This is a genomic window from Pseudomonas sp. JAI111 (assembly GCF_024809425.1).
In the GTDB taxonomy this organism is placed as follows: Bacteria; Pseudomonadota; Gammaproteobacteria; order Pseudomonadales; family Pseudomonadaceae; genus Aquipseudomonas.
On record NZ_JANUCB010000007.1, the window covers coordinates 183476 to 200492 of the forward strand.

At 59.5% G+C, this 17017-nt stretch carries 15 protein-coding genes; 6 read left to right on the forward strand and 9 right to left on the reverse strand.

Annotated elements, in window-relative coordinates; genetic code table 11:
* Positions 1 to 7: 7 nt before the first annotated feature.
* Both waaA and HNR03_RS21550 read right to left on the reverse strand, forming a co-directional pair.
* Entirely contained in the window at positions 8 to 1282 is a 1275-nt protein-coding gene (waaA, locus tag HNR03_RS21545; protein ID WP_259155635.1) for a lipid IV(A) 3-deoxy-D-manno-octulosonic acid transferase, read from the reverse strand.
* An 11-nt stretch (positions 1283 to 1293) separates the two neighbouring features.
* Complete coding sequence (locus HNR03_RS21550; RefSeq protein ID WP_259155636.1) at positions 1294 to 2196, reverse strand: LysR family transcriptional regulator; 903 nt, start codon at positions 2194 to 2196, stop codon at positions 1294 to 1296.
* A 103-nt stretch (positions 2197 to 2299) separates the two neighbouring features.
* Between HNR03_RS21550 and HNR03_RS21555 the strand changes: the two genes are divergently transcribed.
* From HNR03_RS21555 to HNR03_RS21570, 4 genes are all read left to right on the forward strand, one after another.
* On the forward strand, positions 2300 to 2632 hold the full coding sequence (locus tag HNR03_RS21555) for a multidrug efflux SMR transporter (protein WP_008027887.1): 333 nt from the start codon (positions 2300 to 2302) through the stop codon (positions 2630 to 2632).
* Between the two features lie 202 nt (positions 2633 to 2834).
* Positions 2835 to 4010, forward strand: coding sequence for an FAD-binding oxidoreductase (locus HNR03_RS21560; RefSeq protein WP_259155640.1), 1176 nt, complete (start codon positions 2835 to 2837; stop codon positions 4008 to 4010).
* On the forward strand, positions 4007 to 4819 hold the full coding sequence (locus HNR03_RS21565; RefSeq protein WP_090176347.1) for an aldo/keto reductase: 813 nt from the start codon (positions 4007 to 4009) through the stop codon (positions 4817 to 4819). The genes HNR03_RS21560 and HNR03_RS21565 overlap by 4 nt, the downstream gene beginning before the upstream one ends.
* Positions 4820 to 4851: 32 nt before the next feature.
* Positions 4852 to 5820, forward strand: coding sequence for a metal ABC transporter ATPase (locus HNR03_RS21570; protein ID WP_259155641.1), 969 nt, complete (start codon positions 4852 to 4854; stop codon positions 5818 to 5820).
* A gap of 125 nt (positions 5821 to 5945) precedes the next feature.
* On the opposite strand, the gene hldE is transcribed toward HNR03_RS21570, so the two are convergent.
* The 4 genes from hldE to msbA form a co-directional block, all read right to left on the reverse strand.
* Positions 5946 to 7370 (reverse strand): bifunctional D-glycero-beta-D-manno-heptose-7-phosphate kinase/D-glycero-beta-D-manno-heptose 1-phosphate adenylyltransferase HldE, encoded by a 1425-nt coding sequence (hldE, locus tag HNR03_RS21575; RefSeq protein ID WP_259155642.1) that lies wholly within the window; start codon positions 7368 to 7370, stop codon positions 5946 to 5948.
* Positions 7371 to 7472: 102 nt separating this feature from the next.
* A complete protein-coding gene (gene cysC / locus HNR03_RS21580) occupies positions 7473 to 8078 on the reverse strand; it encodes an adenylyl-sulfate kinase (protein WP_259155643.1) in 606 nt (201 codons plus the stop codon).
* Entirely contained in the window at positions 8071 to 8775 is a 705-nt protein-coding gene (locus HNR03_RS21585) for a sulfotransferase family protein (RefSeq protein ID WP_259155644.1), read from the reverse strand. Before HNR03_RS21585 ends, cysC begins: the two co-directional genes overlap by 8 nt.
* A 157-nt stretch (positions 8776 to 8932) precedes the next feature.
* The gene (msbA, locus tag HNR03_RS21590; protein ID WP_259155645.1) at positions 8933 to 10735 is read right to left on the reverse strand and encodes a lipid A export permease/ATP-binding protein MsbA; all 1803 of its coding nucleotides are present in this window, start codon (positions 10733 to 10735) and stop codon (positions 8933 to 8935) included.
* A 156-nt stretch (positions 10736 to 10891) separates the two neighbouring features.
* Here msbA and HNR03_RS21595 point away from each other — a divergent pair, with 156 nt between their 5' ends.
* Together HNR03_RS21595 and HNR03_RS21600 are read left to right on the forward strand one after the other, a co-directional pair.
* Positions 10892 to 12754 carry an O-antigen ligase family protein gene (locus HNR03_RS21595; RefSeq protein WP_259155646.1) on the forward strand — a complete coding sequence of 621 codons (1863 nt, stop codon included), beginning with the start codon at positions 10892 to 10894 and terminating at the stop codon, positions 12752 to 12754.
* A complete protein-coding gene (locus HNR03_RS21600; RefSeq protein WP_222589501.1) occupies positions 12754 to 13977 on the forward strand; it encodes an acyltransferase in 1224 nt (407 codons plus the stop codon). Before HNR03_RS21595 ends, HNR03_RS21600 begins: the two co-directional genes overlap by 1 nt.
* Before the next feature lie 74 nt (positions 13978 to 14051).
* On the opposite strand, the gene HNR03_RS21605 is transcribed toward HNR03_RS21600, so the two are convergent.
* Genes HNR03_RS21605 through HNR03_RS21615 form a run of 3 tightly spaced genes read right to left on the reverse strand, consistent with a single transcriptional unit; the run spans position 14052 to position 16968 of the window.
* A complete protein-coding gene (locus HNR03_RS21605; protein WP_222589500.1) occupies positions 14052 to 14936 on the reverse strand; it encodes a glycosyltransferase in 885 nt (294 codons plus the stop codon).
* Entirely contained in the window at positions 14933 to 16087 is a 1155-nt protein-coding gene (locus HNR03_RS21610) for a glycosyltransferase family 4 protein (RefSeq protein WP_259155648.1), read from the reverse strand. The genes HNR03_RS21605 and HNR03_RS21610 overlap by 4 nt, the downstream gene beginning before the upstream one ends.
* The gene (locus tag HNR03_RS21615; RefSeq protein WP_259155649.1) at positions 16084 to 16968 is read right to left on the reverse strand and encodes a DUF6625 family protein; all 885 of its coding nucleotides are present in this window, start codon (positions 16966 to 16968) and stop codon (positions 16084 to 16086) included. Before HNR03_RS21615 ends, HNR03_RS21610 begins: the two co-directional genes overlap by 4 nt.
* Between the last annotated feature and the right edge of the window lie 49 nt (positions 16969 to 17017).

The following is a 17017-nucleotide window of genomic DNA, read 5'->3' on the forward strand; positions in this document are numbered from 1 at the left end:
CGATCGATCAATCGATCAGCCGCCCCAACCCATCCAGCAATCGCTGCAACGCCCCCTGATTGGTGCGCATCACCTTCAACCCCGCCTCCGCCATCCGCTGCGCATCGCGCGGCAATTCGAACAGCCGCTGCACGGCCAGCGCCAGACCTTCGGCATCTTCCACTTCCTGTAACGCCCCGGCGCTGCGCAATTGCGCGGCGATTTCGAGGAAGTTGAACAGGTGCGGCCCACTCAGCACCGGCTTGGCCAGTGCCGCCGGCTCCAGCAGATTATGCCCGCCGTTTGCCACCAGACTGCCGCCGACAAATGCGCTGTCCGCCAGCGCATACAGAAACAGCAGCTCGCCCATGGTGTCGCCCAGCAACACCGACGTGCCGGCGGTGACCGGTTCGCCAGCGGAACGACGCACCGTGGCAAACCCCTGTTGCCGGCACAACTCGAACACTGAATTGAATCGCTCTGGATGACGTGGCACCAAAATCAGCAGCGCATCGGGATGATTGGCCAACAACCGACGATGAGCCGCCAGCACCACTTCGTCTTCGCCTTCGTGAGTGCTCGCAGCGATCCACACCGGACGTTCCTGAGCCTGCCATTGCGCCCGCAGTTCGGCAGCGCGCTGAAGCAGTGCAGGGTCGATGGTCAGGTCGAACTTGATCGAACCGGTGACCTCGACAGTTTCTGCACGCGCGCCCAAGTCACGGAAGCGCTGGGCCTCGGCTTCGGTCTGCACCGCGAACAGGCTCATCTCGGCAAGCATCGGTTGAGTCAGCTTGTTGAAGCGGCCATAGCCCCTGGCCGAACGCTCGGACAGTCGCGCGTTGGCCAGCGCCACCGGAATGCCGCGCTTGGCGCATTGGTGTATATGGTTTGGCCACAGCTCGGTTTCCATGATCACCGCCAGTGTCGGCCGGACCCGATCGAGAAATCGCTTGGCGGCGCACGGCAAGTCGTAAGGCAAATAGCAGTGCTGGATGCGCGGCTCGTTGGCGAACAGTGCGTGGATGCGCTCGGACCCGGTCGGGGTCATGCAGGTCACGGTAATCGGCAGCTGTGGATAACGTTGCAGCAAGGCGCGAATCATCGGCGCCGCCGCAATGCTTTCACCCACGGACACCGCGTGCACCCAAATGCCGCCCGGTTTCATCGCCGGCAGGCCAAGGGAGAATCGCTCGCCAATCCGTTTGGCATACGCCGGTGCCTTGCGCGAGCGCAGCCACAGCCGAATCGCTACCAGTGGCAGCCCCAGGTAAAACAGCGCGGTGTAGAGAGTTCTATTCATGGCGGCGGAGTTTATCGGCTTTTTTGACCGATCGCCTGCAAGTGCACCGTAAAACGTTCCGCCAACCAACGCGCCGCCGGACCTAGGGGTTCATCACGGCGCCAGACCAGCTCCACCACCAGCGCCGGTGGAGTCCATTCGCTGTCCAGTTCGACCATCAGGCCCTGATACGCCGGATATTGCACTACGTGCCGCGGCAGCCAGGCCCAGCCGAGGCCGCGCACCAGCCATTCCGCCATGACGTAGAAGCTGTCGGCCCGCCAGACCTGCGGGCTGGCCGGCTCACTGCCGGGGTAGACGCTGGACTGTGTGGACATCAGCAGCTGTCGATGCTGCGCCATTTGCTGACAATCAATCTGCATCTGCCTGGCCAACGGATGTCCGACACCGCACACGGTCACCATCTCGACGCTGCCCAGCACTCGCCGCTCAAGGGCTTCGGGAATCTGATCGTGATAGAACAGCAAGCCCAGATCGGCCCGGCGCTCCACCAGCTTGCGCGCCACATCGCCTTGGGCGGCGCTGGTCAGTTGCACTTCAAGGCTGGGAAATTTTTCCGCCAGGGCTTCAAAGCTCTCGATGATCGGCTGATAGGGCATCGCCTCATCCTGAGCCACACGCAGGCGTGCCTCCTGGCCGCGCATCATCGCCAACGCCCGCCCATTGAGGCGTTCACATTGACGCAGCACTTCGCGCGCCTCCTCCAGCAAGGCGTTGCCGGCTTCGGTAAGTTTGGGCTGACGACCACTGCTGCGGTCGAACAGGCTCACGCCGAGGTCGTCCTCCAGCTGGGCAATCGAACTGCTCACCGCCGATTGCGCCTTGCGTTGATCCCGCGCAACCGCCGAAAACGAACGCTGCTCCGCTACGCTGACAAACAGCCGCAGATGCTCCAGATTCCATTGCATGCTCATGAGGCAACCCATCGTCAGAACAGATAGGTAATGACTTTACCGCATCTGAGGAATCTCTAGAATGCCGACCACACAAAGCAACACTTCACACGAGGATGCACCCATGACCGCTTACTACTATCTGGCCATTGCCATCTGCGCCGAAGTGATCGCAACCGTTTCGATGAAAGCCGTCAAAGGCTTCAGCACCCCGTTGCCGCTGATTCTGGTGATTGTCGGCTACGGCATTGCCTTCTGGATGTTGACCCTGGTGGTGCGCAGCGTTCCGGTGGGTGTTGCCTACGCGGTATGGGCCGGCATGGGAATCGTGATGGTCAGCGTGGCGGCGCTGTTTATCTACGGCCAGAAGCTGGATGTGCCGGCGATGCTGGGGATGGCGCTGATCGTACTGGGTGTTGTCGTGATCCAGCTCTTCTCCAAAACCGCCGGCCATTAAGGTTCGAAGCGCAATCCATTGTGGGAGTGAGCCTGCTCGCGATAGCGGTGTGTCAGCTTACATAAATGTCGACTGGCATGACGCTATCGCGAGCAGGCTCACTCCCACAGGGTTTGTGTGCTGCCATCGATTGATCGCCAGCAAAACCTCCAATCTTCGAGTCTGTATACTGCGCCCTCGTCTTGAACATTGAGGTCGCTGCATGCCATCCGTTATTTCCACCGACGTTCTGATTGTCGGCGCTGGTGTCGCCGGCCTCTGGCTGAATGCGCGCCTGCGCCGTCAGGGTTTTTCGACCGTGCTGGTGGAAAGCGCCAGCCTCGGCGGCGGACAGAGCGTGAAGTCTCAGGGCATCATCCACGGCGGCGCCAAATACGCGCTGCATGGCGCCCTGACCGGCGCCTCGGAAGCCATCGCCGACATGCCGCGCCGTTGGCGTGAGGCGTTGGCCGGCGACGGCGAGCTGGACCTGTCCGGCGTGCGCCTGTTGTCCGAAGCCCACTATCTCTGGTCCCCCGGCACCCTCGCCGGCAACCTCACCAGTTTCTTCGCCAGCAAAGCCGTGCGCGGCCGCGTCGATCAGGTCAAGGGCGACCAACTACCGCCGGCCCTGCAAAACAAGCGCTTCAAGGGCAAAGTCTATCGACTGGCAGAATTGGTGGTCGACGTACCGAGCCTGATCCAGCGCCTCGCCGACCTGGCGGGGGACGGCTTGCTCGCCGGCCAGAAGATTGAACCGTTGCTGGAGGATGGCGTTCTGGTGGGCCTGAAGGTCGACGGGCGCGAGATCCGTGCGCAGCGCATCGTGCTCAGCGCCGGTGGCGGCACGGCAGCGCTGCTCGAAGCACTCGGCCTGAGCCAGCCCGCCATGCAGCGCCGGCCGCTGCACATGATCATCGCCAAAGGCCCTAGCCTCAAACCGCTGTACGCCCATTGCCTGGGCGGCGGCACCAAGCCGCGCATCACCGTGACCACCCACCCGGCGGCCGATGGCCAATGGGTCTGGTACCTGGGCGGCGATATCGCTGAAGCCGAAGGTGTTGCTCGCGAACCCGCCGAACAAATCGCCACCGCGCAGAAAGAACTTGGCCAGTTGCTGCCATGGATTGATCTGAGCACGGTGCAATGGGCGACCCTGCGCGTGGACCGCGCCGAGCCGCTGCAATCGGGGCTGACCCGTCCTGACAATGCATTTTTGGCCGAAGAAGGTCGACTGCTGGTCGGCTGGCCGACCAAATTGGCACTGGCGCCAGACTTCGCCGACCGGGTGATCGCAAGCCTTGCGCGTGACGGCATTCAACCCGGCCCTACGACGCCGCTACCCGATCTGCCAAAACCACCGATTGGCATCCCCGCCTGGGAGCAACTGTTGCCATGAGCCAACCGACCCTGCACGAACTGCATCGCCCACTGGGCAGCACCGGCCTGCTGGTTTCGCCGCTGGGCCTGGGCACGGTCAAGCTCGGCCGCGATCAAGGGGTGAAATACCCTAGCGGGTTCCAGATTCCCGATGACGACGAAGCGCGGATGTTGCTCAAGCTTGCGCACAACATGGGCATCAACCTGATCGACACAGCCCCGGCCTATGGCCGCAGCGAAGAACGTCTCGGGCCGTTGTTGCGTGGCCAGCGTCAGGATTGGGTGATCGTCAGCAAGGTCGGTGAAGAGTTTAGCGACGGCCAGTCGAGCCATGACTTCAGCGCCGCGCATACCCGACTGTCAGTGGAGCGCAGCCTGCAACGCCTGGAAACAGACTTCATCGACCTGGTGCTGGTGCACTCCGACGGCAACGACCTGGCGATCCTCAATGACAGCGAGGTCTATGCGACCCTCGCCGCACTCAAGGCCGAAGGCAAGATTCGCGGCTTCGGCTTTTCCGGCAAAACCGTAGAAGGCGGTTTGAAGGCTCTGGAACAAGGTGATTGCGCCATGGTCACCTACAATCTGAACGATCAGAACGAGAAGCCGGTCATTGACTATGCTGCTGCTCACGGTAAAGCCATTCTGGTCAAGAAAGCCCTCGCCAGCGGTCACGTCTGCCTGAGCCCGGGTGTAGACCCGGTGCGCGCCAGCTTCGAGCTGTTGTTTGAACATCCCGGCGTTGCCAGTGCTATTGTCGGGACCATTAATCCGCTGCACCTCGCCCACAACGTCGCGACCGTTGCCCAGGTCCTTCGTAGAAACTGATGCCGCCGACGCGGCCTTAAGCAGGAGCCGACATGCCGCGTACGCTCATAAGAAAGAACCCGAGCAACTTCAAGACCCTGCCGTTATACGTCGAAGCGACTCCCGAAGGCCTGAGCTATCAGAGCGTCGGGATGCCGCTCAATTTTTCCCAGACCCTGCAACGTCGCCGCCCGGTGGCGGTGGCCGACCCTCAGCGCTTTGCCCTGGAACTGGCCAACCTCGGGGTCTCGGTGCGCCTGACCCTGCATTGGCAAAATCGCGATTACTGGGTATTGGTGCGTCAGCGTCGGCAGGACCGTGGCGACGTGGTACTCAAGTTGATCTCTGGTTACGTGCCGGCCCACGAACTGAACCTGCCGCTGCACACCGCGATCCAGGAGATAGCCGAAGAGTGTCTGCTCGAAACCCCGGAAGGCTGGCTCGGTGGACGCTTCAATGACACCTGGTTGCCGGCGCCCTACTCGTCCGCGCTGCATTACCGCGAGGCATTGCCCTTTCGCCTGACACCGTTGTCCGGCTCTGCGCGGCCGGTGCGTTGCGCCAAGATGCAGTTGATCGAACGTCCGCATGCCTATGTGCATCTGCCGACGGCTTCGTTGCAATTGATCTATGACCTGCGTCTGGAGGTGCCCAAGGAAGTCAAATCCCTGAGCCTGTTCCATGTCGACGAACGACTGGAGGGTGATCAGCTGGTGGCCCGGCTCGATCGCAAGCGCCCCGATTTGTACCTGATGCCTCTGCAGGACGGCCAGCCGATGGCCGAGCTGTATACCTTGAAAAAGGATCAGCTATACCCGGCGAGTACGCGTGGGTTGTATCTGGCAGAGAGTTTTGCCCAGCAGGAAGGTTGGCTGGTGCGCGATGAGCGGATTCGCTGGAAGGACTGGATGCGACAGCAGGGATTGAGCCCGCCGGGGAAAGCTTCCGGTTTGGCGCGGCTGCGTGGGAAAGCGAAGCTATTACTGAAGAAGATTGTGCCGCGCAAGAAAGTCAGCTCTTGATCGTTCTCACGTCGAACCGGTCGAACCGTCGGCGTGGAAGTCTTCAATGGACGCTCGGCGTCCGCTCTGGGACGCAGAGCGTCCCGGGCTGCATTCCCACGCAGAGCGTGGGAACGATCAACGTGTCACTCGGACTTGCGGATTTTCTCGACTATTGCAGTCGTCGAGCTGTTCGCAACCAGCCCCAGCACTTTCACCGTCCCGCCGTAAGCGGTCACGATGCCCGCGCCGACCACCTGGTCGATTCCGTAATCACCGCCCTTGACCAACACATCCGGCTTGACCTCGCGCAGCAGGTTTTCCGGGGTGCCTTCAGGGAAGCTGATAACCCAGTCCACCGCGCCGAGACCAGCCAGTACGGCCATGCGACGGTCAACGCTGTTGATCGGACGACCGGGCCCTTTCAAGCGGCTCACTGACGCATCGTCGTTGACCGCGACGATCAGACGATCGCCCTGGGCCCGAGCCTGCTCAAGATAAGTCACGTGGCCGGCATGCAGGATGTCGAAACAACCGTTGGTGAACACGATCTTCTCTTTATGCGCACGCGCATCGGCGACCGCCAGCAGCAACTGCTCCAGGCCCAGCACACCGCGCTCGGAACCTTCTTCACGCTGGATAGCACGACGCAACTCCGGCGCGCTGATGGCCGCCGTACCGAGTTTGCCGACCACGATGCCCGCCGCCAGGTTGGCCAGGGCCACCGCGTGAGGCAATTCTTCGCCCGCTGCAATCGCTGCCGCCAGGGTGGAAATCACCGTGTCGCCGGCACCGGTCACGTCGAACACTTCACGGGCACGGGCCGGCAAGTGCAGCGCCGGATGGTCCGGACGCAGCAAGGTCATGCCATGTTCGCCACGGGTCACCAGCAATGCGCCGAGATCGAGGTCGTGCATCAGCTGCGCGCCCTTGCTCACCAGCTCGTGCTCATCGGCGCAACCGCCGACGATGGTTTCGAATTCGCTGAGGTTCGGGGTGATCAGGCTCGCGCCCCGATAGATCGAGAAGTCCTTGCCCTTGGGATCGGCCAGCACCGGAATGCCACGGGCACGGGCGGCCTGGATCAGCACCTGATGGTTTTTCAGCGCGCCTTTGCCGTAGTCGGACAACACCAGCACCTTGATGCCTTCGAGTAACTCGTCGACTTGCTCGCCCAGCGCCAGTGCATCGGTAGCGAACGGTTCTTCAAAGTCGATACGCAGCAATTGCTGGTGACGGCTCATGACCCGCAGCTTGACGATGGTCGGCTGGTGCGCGATGCGCTGGAACAAGGCGCGAACGCCAGCACCCTTGAGACTGTTGGCCAGACTGTCGGCGGCTTCGTCGTCGCCGGTCACGCCGACCAGCGAGGCCGGAGCACCGAGGGCGGCGATGTTCAACGCAACGTTGGCGGCACCGCCCGGGCGGTCCTCGATTTGCTCGACCTTGACCACCGGCACCGGTGCCTCAGGGGAAATCCGTGAGGTACCACCATGCCAGTAACGGTCGAGCATGACATCGCCGACCACCAAGACAGGGGCTTGATCGAATCGCGGCATGGACAACTTCATGGAGCAACCCACATACAAAATGAACAGGGGCGCGATATTACCACAGGGTGGGCACTGGCTTGCGCGACGGCTGCAACCGGATGATTCGACACTAAAATCTGGTCATTTATTGAGCAGAAATGACGATAACTGCCTGCAAGCAGCTGCCAGCGCCCGTTTTTCGGTGTCGATCTCGCACTCGGCAGACAGCGGCGCCTCGTATGGACTATCGATACCGGTGAAATCCTTGATTCGGCCCTCCCGTGCCGCTTGATACAGCCCTTTAGGATCACGTTGCGCACACACCGCAAACGGCGTGCTCACATACACCTCAATGAAATCGCCCTTGGCGAACAATTGCCGCGCGGCCTCGCGTTCGGCGCGAAACGGCGAAATGGCTGCGACGATCACAATCAGGCCGGCGTCGACCATCAGCCGTGCCACCTCGGCCATGCGCCGGATGTTTTCCCGACGACAGTCAGCGCCCATCCCCAGATCACGGCACAGGCCATTGCGCAGGTTGTCGCCATCGAGCAGAAACGTGTGCAGCCCATGCTGATTGAGCTGTAGTTCAAGGGCATTGGCCAACGTCGACTTTCCCGCCCCGGACAACCCCGTCAGCCATAGACAACGCGGGCGCTGGCATTTGATTGAAGCGCGGGCCTCTCGGGTCAGCGACAAATGGTAGGGCCTGATGCCGGAAACGGGCATCGACAGCGACTCATTCATAACCGAGCATCTCGTAGTCACGTTGATACGCTCGCCGCACCAGCCGGCGTGTGCGCGCCGTGCAGAAATCCCGGGCCGGCGTTGCAAGTCGTTGCCGGGAGGCGTTGAGGTGAGGCAATGCCACCGACTGACCCAACCGCTCGCAAACCAGCTGGAAGTCACGTTCCAGGTGTTCCTGATAACCAACGAAATCCAGGGCCAGATGCCCCAGGGAGTCGGTGACAAAGTCTGTCTGCGCGGCGAAGTGCAATTGCCGGTTGATGGTTTCCGGGTGCAGCCAGCGCCTGACGAAGTCATCGAAGTCGCGGTAGTGACTGACCAGTTGCTGCGCTGCGTGATCACGCTGCCCCAACACGTTGCCCCGTAAAAAAGCGTAGGCCGAGTAGGCCCTTTCCAGTGGATCACGAACGAAGGCGAACTTGAAACTGGCGGCATACTGCTGGGGAAACTGCTGCTCGTACCAGTACAACGGCAAGTGCCCAGGGCTCCAGTTATCGAATATCGCCGCACAGATGCTGCTCCCGGCGCATTTAGGGACGTGGATGAACAGACAGGCATGCTGCTCGAAGGCCCGAGGGAAACGCAGGTTGCCCGACATCGACTTGTTCACTGCCTGACGGTCCACCACCGACAGGCGCCCCAGCAGGAAGGCCCGTTGCGGCTTGGGCAGGATTTTCCAGAGATAACGTTGAAACATGGCATTACCCGCGCGAAAGGGATGACCCTCTCGTTGAAGTCAAGATTCGTTCAGGAACCTTAGCAAGCGCGGCACGCAGTTTTATTCAGGTTTGGTCAAGAAGGGTAAAGGTCTGGATACAAATCACCGGGCGCATTGCACGCCCGGTGACCATTTGTCAGGCGATGTCTTCGGCCGGGGCATCGAGGCCCATGGCATTGAGTCGGGCGTAGTAACCATTGTGCGCCAGGAGTTCGGCATGGGTGCCGCGCTCGACGATCCGCCCCTGGTCCATCACCAGAATCAGGTCCGCCTTCTCGATGGTCGACAAGCGATGCGCGATCACCAGGGTGGTCCGGCCTTTCATGACCTGATCCAGCGCTGCCTGAATGTGACGCTCCGACTCTGTATCGAGGGCCGACGTGGCCTCGTCCAGAATCAGCAGGGGCGCGTTCTTCAACAGCGCCCGGGCAATTGCCAGACGCTGGCGCTGACCGCCGGAAAGCAGCACGCCGTTCTCGCCGACCTGGGTGTCCAGGCCTTCGGGCAGTTGCGCGATAAAGTCCATCGCATAAGCATCCCGAGCTGCTTTTTCAATGTCTTCACGGGGCGCGCCGGCCAGATCGCCATAGGCAATGTTGTTGGCCACGGTGTCACTGAACAGCGTGACGTGCTGGGTCACCTGGGCGATGTGCTTGCGCAGGTTCAGCAGTTTGTACTGCTCCACTTCGACACCGTCGATCAGGATCTCGCCCTTGTCGTGGTGATAGAAGCGCGGAATCAGGTTGGCCAGCGTCGACTTGCCGCTACCTGATCGACCGACCAACGCCACCATTTGCCCCGGCTCGACCGAGAAGCTGATGTCATCGAGCACCTGGCGCTCGGTGTCGGGGTAGGTGAAGCTCAGGTGGCGCACGTCCAGACGGCCGCTGACGGCATCACGCTCGACGGTACCGGTATCGACTTCAGGCGCGACGTCCAGTTGCTCGAAGATGCTCTCGGCACCGGCCACGCCTTTCTGGATGGTCGAGCTGACTTCGGACAATTGGCGAATCGGTTTGGGCAGCAGACCGGCCAGAGTGATGTAGGCAACCATGTCGCCCGCCGACGAATCACCGCGCAGGTAAAGCACCAGGAACATCAGTACCGCCATCGCGGTGTAGATCACCAATTGCAGCAACGGCGTGTAGATGGCGCCGGTACGGGTCATTCGCAGTTGCTTGTCGGTGTTGCCCTGACTGGCTTCGAAGAAACGCTTTTCTTCGTAGACTTCGCCGCCAAAGCTGCGCACCACGCGATAACCCTGAATGGTCTCCGACGCCACATGCGTCACGTCACCCATGGCCAACTGGATTTTCTTGCTCTGCTTGCGGAATTTCTTGCTCGCGGTGCGCACCATGACAGCGATCAGCGGCAGGATGGCAACCATGACCAGCGTCAGGCGCCAGTTCATGAACAGCAGCGAAGCGAACAGGAAGATCACCGTCATGCCTTCACGGATTACGACCTTGATCGCATCTGTGGCCGCCCCGGTGACCATTGTCACGTTGAAGGTGATACGCGAAATCAAATGACCCGAGTTATGCTTGTCGAAATATCGATTGGGCAAGACCAGCAGGTTATTGAACAGCTGCACACGCAAGTCATGCACCAGCCCGAGGGAAACCTTGGCCAGAAAGTAGTTGCCCAGATAAGATCCCAATCCCTGCCATGCGGCAATCAGGATGATCAGCAACGGCACGGCCTGCAGCAGTTGCAGATCACGCAGGTAAGGCACGTTTGGAAACAGTGCCGCCTCGGGGTTGGACAAACCGTCGACGAAATACTTGAGGATGTAGCCAAGCATCGGCTGCGTCGAAGCGAAAATCAGAAAACCGACGATGCTGATCAGAAACAGACTGATGTACGGCCGGACATAACCGAGCAGGCGGAAGTAGATTTTCAAGCTCGAAGGGCTTGCGGAGAGACTGGAGTCGGTCATATCACGCGAATGTCGATAAAAAGGACGCTGACTTTAGCACAGCTTCCTCAGGGTTCTGGCAATCGCACAAAGGCTGTTATTGTTAGACGTATTGTTCAGCATCAAATAGCCATCACCCCGAAATGGCCGATCAACTTCAGGATTGAATCTTTCAGCATGCAGCTAAGCGGTTTAAACAACGTGTCCAATCGAGTTTTCGATTTCATTTGCCTCTGGATTCTTCCCGTTGGCTATTTTCTGCTCTTGTGCGCGATGTTTTTCCTGCCGGGCCGAAGTTTGCACCACAAGCTTTTTTATGGACTGTTCAGCATTCCGGCATTGGTTGCCCTTTGCCTGCGGCCTCGTGCACTAAAGGAGCTGCTACGCCAACCGATCTTCATTGCAGCGCTGGTGTTCGTCGCCTGGGCTATGGTGAGTTTATGCTGGACCCCTGACAGCAAAAGCTTCTTCGGCGAATTCAAGCCACCGCTGCATACGTTGTTGTTGTTCGCAGGGTGTTATTTGCTGGTGCGTTATCGCAGTGAAATCATTCAACCACTGTTGCTCACCGCCGCAATCGTGGGTCTGATCTGCACGGCCTACTACTTATTCATGTTTTCTCGTATCTACGAGCCTGGGCTACGCCTGATCGGTGGCGGTGCGTTCGACAATCCCTTGCTCAGCTCTCACGTATTCGGATTTTTCTGCGCGTATTGGTTAAGTTTGAGCATGACTTGCAAGCGCAAGCAGGTGCTCTGGCTGAGCATCCCGGCGATGGCCGTGATGTTCGCCGCCGTCATTGCGACCGGCTCCAGAACCCCGCTGGTTGCGCTGACCATCGCCTCGTTTTGGCTGAGTTTCATCTGCTGGGGTCGCCGGTCCATAGTCTTGCTTGGCGTGCTGCTCGCCAGCGGGGCAACCGTAGCAGTGCTGTTCTCACGGATGATCATCGAGCGCGGCGACTCTTATCGTTTCGAAATCTGGCAGTTGGCGCTGAACAAAATTGCTGAACACCCGTGGATCGGTCATGGCTACAACGCTGATCTGGCCATAGACCCGGGGGTCGGAACGAACTTCCAGGAGCCTCATAGCTTTGCCTTGGGCGTTCTGTATTACGTCGGCATTATAGGCCTGCTCCCGTGGTTGTTCTTTCAGGCCTGGGCGTTGCTGAGCAGCTGGCGTAATCGCGTGCAACCGCTGTTTATCATTGCCTCGACGTGGTTGATATTCGGGATTGGTGCGGGCCTGACCGAAGGTGGCGGCATTATCTCGCGACCTAAAGAGCACTGGTTTCTGCTATGGATTCCGTTGGCACTGGTCGCAGCCCTAAGCATCAACCTGCGCGCCAGACGCCTGTTGGCAATGCCGGTCAAGGCACTGAAGCCGACAGACCTGCAAGCGCTGACGGCCAATGCGCAGGTAATCGAAGAAGATGGCCTGGGCCCTAAAGTCCTGCGTCTGGTTGATGGCAGCTTCCTCAAGCTGTTCCGTCGCCGCCGCTGGTACACCTCGGGCAGCTTCAACCCGTACTCCGAACGCTTTGCCGTCAACAGCGAACAATTGCGCGACATGGGGGTTCCCACCCCGAAAATTCTTGAACTGTACCGGCTCCACGATGGCAGCAGCGCCGTGCACTATATGCCACTCCCGGGCAACACCTTGCGCCAGGTGATGCAAGGCATTACAGCTCCGGCAGTGCGTCAGGCTCTGGTGGAGCGATTCGGCAAGTTCATGGCTCAACTGCATGAGCAAGGTGTGTATTTCCGCTCGCTGCACCTGGGCAACGTGTTGGTGCTTGAAGATGGCGAGTTCGGCTTGATCGACGTGGCCGACATGCGCATCTACCCTTCATCCCTGAGCCTGTCGCTGCGTCAGCGTAATCTGCGCCACATGCAACGCTACACGGTAGATCGACGCTGGTTGTTCGAAGATCACTTCGAAGCGTTGCTCCAGGGATATGCCATGACGGCGTCAAAATCCGCTGTCGATAATCTGCACAGGCAAGTGCTGGCCGGGAGTCTCCCGGCTCGGTCTCATTGATGACCGAAACCAACCCACTCATTGCGCCGGCAGCCTATCTGCTGGCCATCCTGACCGCCGCCCTGTTGTTGCGCGCCGTCCCGAAAATAGCTCGTCACCTGAAGCATTCCGGCGAAAGCCGTTACGCCAGCATTGACGGGTTGCGCGGCTATCTGGCGTTCGGCGTGTTTGTGCATCACTCGATCATTACCTGGATCTTCCTGCGCACCGGCGTGATCGATTTTCCGCCGAGCAATTTTTACGCACAACTCGGCCAGGGCAGCGTCGCGCTGTTTTTCATGATCACCGGCTTCCTGTTCTGGAACCGATTGCTCACCCAAGGACGTCAACACGACTGGCTTGCCTTTGCCGTGTCTCGCCTGTTTCGCCTCTACCCGTTGTACCTGCCGCTGATGCTGATCGTATTTGTCACGGTGTTTTATCTGCAGAACTGGGAACTCAAGGAACCTGGCATCCGTCTGCTCGGACAGATTCTGGCCTGGCTGACCTTCGCCCTACCGGACGTCAACCAGTACCACCGCACCGGCATGTTGATCTCCAACGTCACCTGGACCTTGGGCTATGAGATGTTTTTCTACCTCGCCCTGCCGCTCGCCGCCATGGTGTTTATCTATCGCACAACCTGGATGCAAGTGGTGCTGTGCCTGATCGGCATCTATGCCCTTTACCAGGTGGTCGGCTGGGAACATTCGTTGAAAAAACACTTCCTGGCGAGCTTCCTCGGCGGCATCGGAGCCGCGTACTGGATTCGCCGGCCACAACTGATGGCCTGGAGTCAGACACGAATGGCGGGCATTGTCGCATTGCTGGCATTGGCCATTGCATTCACGGCATTCAACCGCGCCTTCAGCCTTAGGCCATTGTTGCTCATGTCGTTGTTTTTCGTGATCGTGGCGTCCGGAAACAACCTGTTCGGCCTGTTGAAACCGCGCAGCATCCGCTGGCTCGGGGAAATCAGCTACAGCACCTATTTGCTGCACGGGTTCGTGCTTTGGTTATTGGTGCAGCGACTGCCGCCCATGCTGGAGCTGGATGCTCGCGACACTTCGACCTTTCTGACGCTGCTGGCCGTGTGCAGCTGCCTGTTGATAGTCATCAGCAGCCTGACGTTCCTGTACATCGAACAGCCGGGCATCAACGCAGGCAAGAAAGTCTTGCAGTGGTTGCGGCAAAGCAGGAGCAGGAAGGTCGACAAGGGCCTGACGGAAAAGATCGCTCGCTGATCTCACATACCCTCTAGCAGCTGGCGCAGCCGAATGCAGGCTTCGCCAGCTGTTAAGAATATTGCGTCAAGACCTTAGTCTTTTTCCAGCGGCGAGAAGTACAGCCGCCCGAGACCACGCCAGGTCTTCTTGTTCCAGGCTTTGAACGGGATCTGTGCCAGCAGCTCGCGAGCCAACTTGCGATCGCGGTTGGAGGTTTTGAGAAACATTGAACTGAGGAACTTGTAGCGCACCTCGTCGTACAGCGGATGATCGCTGAACAGCGCGTAGGAGCGCAGGATATTGTCGACCATGAAGCGGTGGTTCTTGTAGGAATTGGTGGGGTGCTTGCGATAGCGCGCCATCAATACATTCAGGCCATCGATGAAGTACCCGGCACGGGTCACCTTCAATTCGATCAGCAAGTCTTCCAGCCGAATGTTCGGATCGAACCCACCCACCTTGTCCAGCGCTTCCCGACGGATCATCAGGGTCGGCGCGGGCGGATAGGGTTTGCGCTCCAGGAACATGTCATCGAAGTCCAGGCGCCGAAACGGCACATCGCGGCGCTGGCGCTTCTCGGGAAACAGATTGCCGTCGGCATCGATCAGCTCGATGTTACCGGCGCAGATACCGACCTCAGGCTTGCCATCCATGTAGGCCACCTGCGTCGCAATACGTTCCGGGAGCATGATGTCGTCGGAACCGAATGGCACGATCAGGCTGCCCTTTGAGCGGGCAATGGCGGCATTGAGGGTATTCGTCAGGCCCTGGTTCTGTTGAACCCGGAAATCGAAGCCGTACTTTTCCTGCAATACCTTGATGCGCTCGACACTGTCGTCACTGGAACCATCATCGACCACCAACAGCTCGATGTTCTTATAGGTCTGATTGAGAACGCTGAGGATACTTTCCTCGATGTAGCGAGCGTGGTTATACGACGCGATGATGACCGTTACGAGAGGTTGCGCGTCGCTCATGGTTGTTCCTTGCGAGCCTGTTCAAGGCCGGATTCGATCAGGTTCAGGTATTCCTGGCGGAACACCTCGATGTCATGTTCTTTTTGCAGATAAAGGAACGCCTGCTCACCTTTGGCCTTGAGTTCGCCATCCGACAGGGCAAGGTAGTTATCCAGCGCCGTGACCAGGCTCGGCACATCCTTCGGCGTAATCGCCAACCCGCCAGCCCCTTGGATCAGCGGCAGCATTGCCGGCACATTGGAGGCGATAACCGGCAGGTGTCCGCTCATGCCTTCCAGCAGCGCCAGGCCCAGGCCTTCAGCCAGGGACGGCATGGTCCAGATATCGAACGCACGAATGTACTGCAAGGCGATTTCCTTGAAGCCCAAAAGGTGTGCGCGACCGGTCAGGCCCAGGCGCTCGATCTCGGCTGCCAGTTTCGACTCTTCGCGGCCGGCCCCGATGATCGCCAATTGGGTGTTCGGGTATTTGTCTTTGAGCGCGGCAAACGCCTGCAGCAGATAGGTGTGGCCCTTGACCGGCACCAGACGACCCAACGCGCCGATCAAGCGCACCGACGGATCGATGCCCAGCAACTCGCGGGCGCGCTCACGACTGTGCTGTAAGCCTTCGGCCTGTTCGATGTCGATCGCATTGGTGATCGCGTAGGTGTTCTGGTCGGTGAAACCACAGTCGCAGTCCAGCAGGTACTGTTTGACGGCCGGCGATACGCCGACAAAACGCCAGTGCCGATCGATCAGGCGCTGGGTCTGGCGACGCCGGTAAAACCGGTCGTACTCGCCAAAGCCGTGGGAGATGCCAATGCACAGCGGCACTTTCAACCAACGGTTGAGGGTCAGCATCATGTTCACGGGTTTGAAGCGGTTGCAGATCACCACGTCGAATTTTTCCGCGCGGCAAAACTTGTACAGCTGCCACATCGCCCGCAGGCGCATGCCCTTGAGGGACTTGTCGGAGAACTCGAAATACACCGAACGGTCAGCCCGGCTCACGGCCTCGCCTGGCCCGGGCTTGCCACGCAGGAACGCGGCGGTCACTTCATAGCGCTCGCTCGGCAAAGCCTTGACGATCTGCTCCGCCAGGTCGGCAAAATCATGGGCTTTGACGTTGTAGTCAGGCTGCAACTGCAGAACCTTTGACCGTTGACTCATAACTCTCCCCGGTGAAAACCAGTCGCATCGATGACCCAGGTCGCGTCGGCGGCAATACGCCGGACCTCGCCTGGATCGGGTGAAGGCAACCGTGACCACTCATTGCGCTTCCAGCAGACGAAGTGGAAATACGGAAACCGGCGATCGCCATCGCGATCGTTGCTCAAACAGCCATTGCGCCAATACCAGTGGCGCGGAAAATCATCCGTGCCGTCGTGCCACTTGATGCAGCCTCCCGGGGTGCTGAACGCCTCGGTGAATTCACTGCGTCGTCGAGACGGATTGAGCTTGCCCACCCAGGTGAACAAGGGCTCGGGAAAATTTTTGCGCCAGTGGAAGATTCGGCTGAATGCGCCCTCGTCCAGCGCGTGGTGCACTTGGTCGGTAAAGCGCTTTCGCCAGTCCTTCATCTTCATGAACAACTCGCGCTTTCGGGTGTTGTTACGCATCAGGCAAAGATGGCCCGCGACCCGCCGCTCGTGAGTCGAGAACAGGTCATGACCGGCCAGTCGCTCCGAGGTGAAATAACCACGAAGGTCACCATACACCAGATCAATATCGCCGAACCCCCAGAAATCATAGCCTTGCAGGCGGTCGGCATGAATATGCCCCAGCGCCGGTTTGATATCACAGAGTTTGTAAGGCGCATCCGGTGCAAAGTCGATATCGAGCCGATCAGACACCAGCCCACAGTACTCACTGAATTTCATGCATTCGACCGTGACGTTGGGCGGCAGATGCTCCGGGATACCGCAGTCGCTGAACAGCAACCAGTCGATATCGGGGTTACGACGACAACTCTCCAGAAAGAACGGCATCCAGAACGGCCAACAGCCGAAATACGGAATCAAAAAAACTATTCGTGGGCATGGGTTGATCACAGAAGAATCACTACAGTAGTTTGAGTCGCAGCCATGCTAGGCCGCGCAG

Bases quoted from the DNA above. Each gene is read 5' to 3' on its own strand.
- HNR03_RS21600 (WP_222589501.1), top strand. From the start codon at position 12,754: ATGACCGAAACCAACCCACTCATTGCGCCGGCAGCCTATCTGCTGGCC.
- msbA (WP_259155645.1), bottom strand. From the start codon at position 10,735: ATGACCGACTCCAGTCTCTCCGCAAGCCCTTCGAGCTTGAAAATCTAC.
- hldE (WP_259155642.1), bottom strand. From the start codon at position 7,370: ATGAAGTTGTCCATGCCGCGATTCGATCAAGCCCCTGTCTTGGTGGTC.
- cysC (WP_259155643.1), bottom strand. From the start codon at position 8,078: ATGAATGAGTCGCTGTCGATGCCCGTTTCCGGCATCAGGCCCTACCAT.
- HNR03_RS21560 (WP_259155640.1), top strand. From the start codon at position 2,835: ATGCCATCCGTTATTTCCACCGACGTTCTGATTGTCGGCGCTGGTGTC.
- HNR03_RS21565 (WP_090176347.1), top strand. From the start codon at position 4,007: ATGAGCCAACCGACCCTGCACGAACTGCATCGCCCACTGGGCAGCACC.
- HNR03_RS21585 (WP_259155644.1), bottom strand. From the start codon at position 8,775: ATGTTTCAACGTTATCTCTGGAAAATCCTGCCCAAGCCGCAACGGGCC.
- HNR03_RS21555 (WP_008027887.1), top strand. From the start codon at position 2,300: ATGACCGCTTACTACTATCTGGCCATTGCCATCTGCGCCGAAGTGATC.
- HNR03_RS21605 (WP_222589500.1), bottom strand. From the start codon at position 14,936: ATGAGCGACGCGCAACCTCTCGTAACGGTCATCATCGCGTCGTATAAC.
- waaA (WP_259155635.1), bottom strand. From the start codon at position 1,282: ATGAATAGAACTCTCTACACCGCGCTGTTTTACCTGGGGCTGCCACTG.
- HNR03_RS21550 (WP_259155636.1), bottom strand. From the start codon at position 2,196: ATGAGCATGCAATGGAATCTGGAGCATCTGCGGCTGTTTGTCAGCGTA.
- HNR03_RS21610 (WP_259155648.1), bottom strand. From the start codon at position 16,087: ATGAGTCAACGGTCAAAGGTTCTGCAGTTGCAGCCTGACTACAACGTC.
- HNR03_RS21595 (WP_259155646.1), top strand. From the start codon at position 10,892: ATGCAGCTAAGCGGTTTAAACAACGTGTCCAATCGAGTTTTCGATTTC.
- HNR03_RS21570 (WP_259155641.1), top strand. From the start codon at position 4,852: ATGCCGCGTACGCTCATAAGAAAGAACCCGAGCAACTTCAAGACCCTG.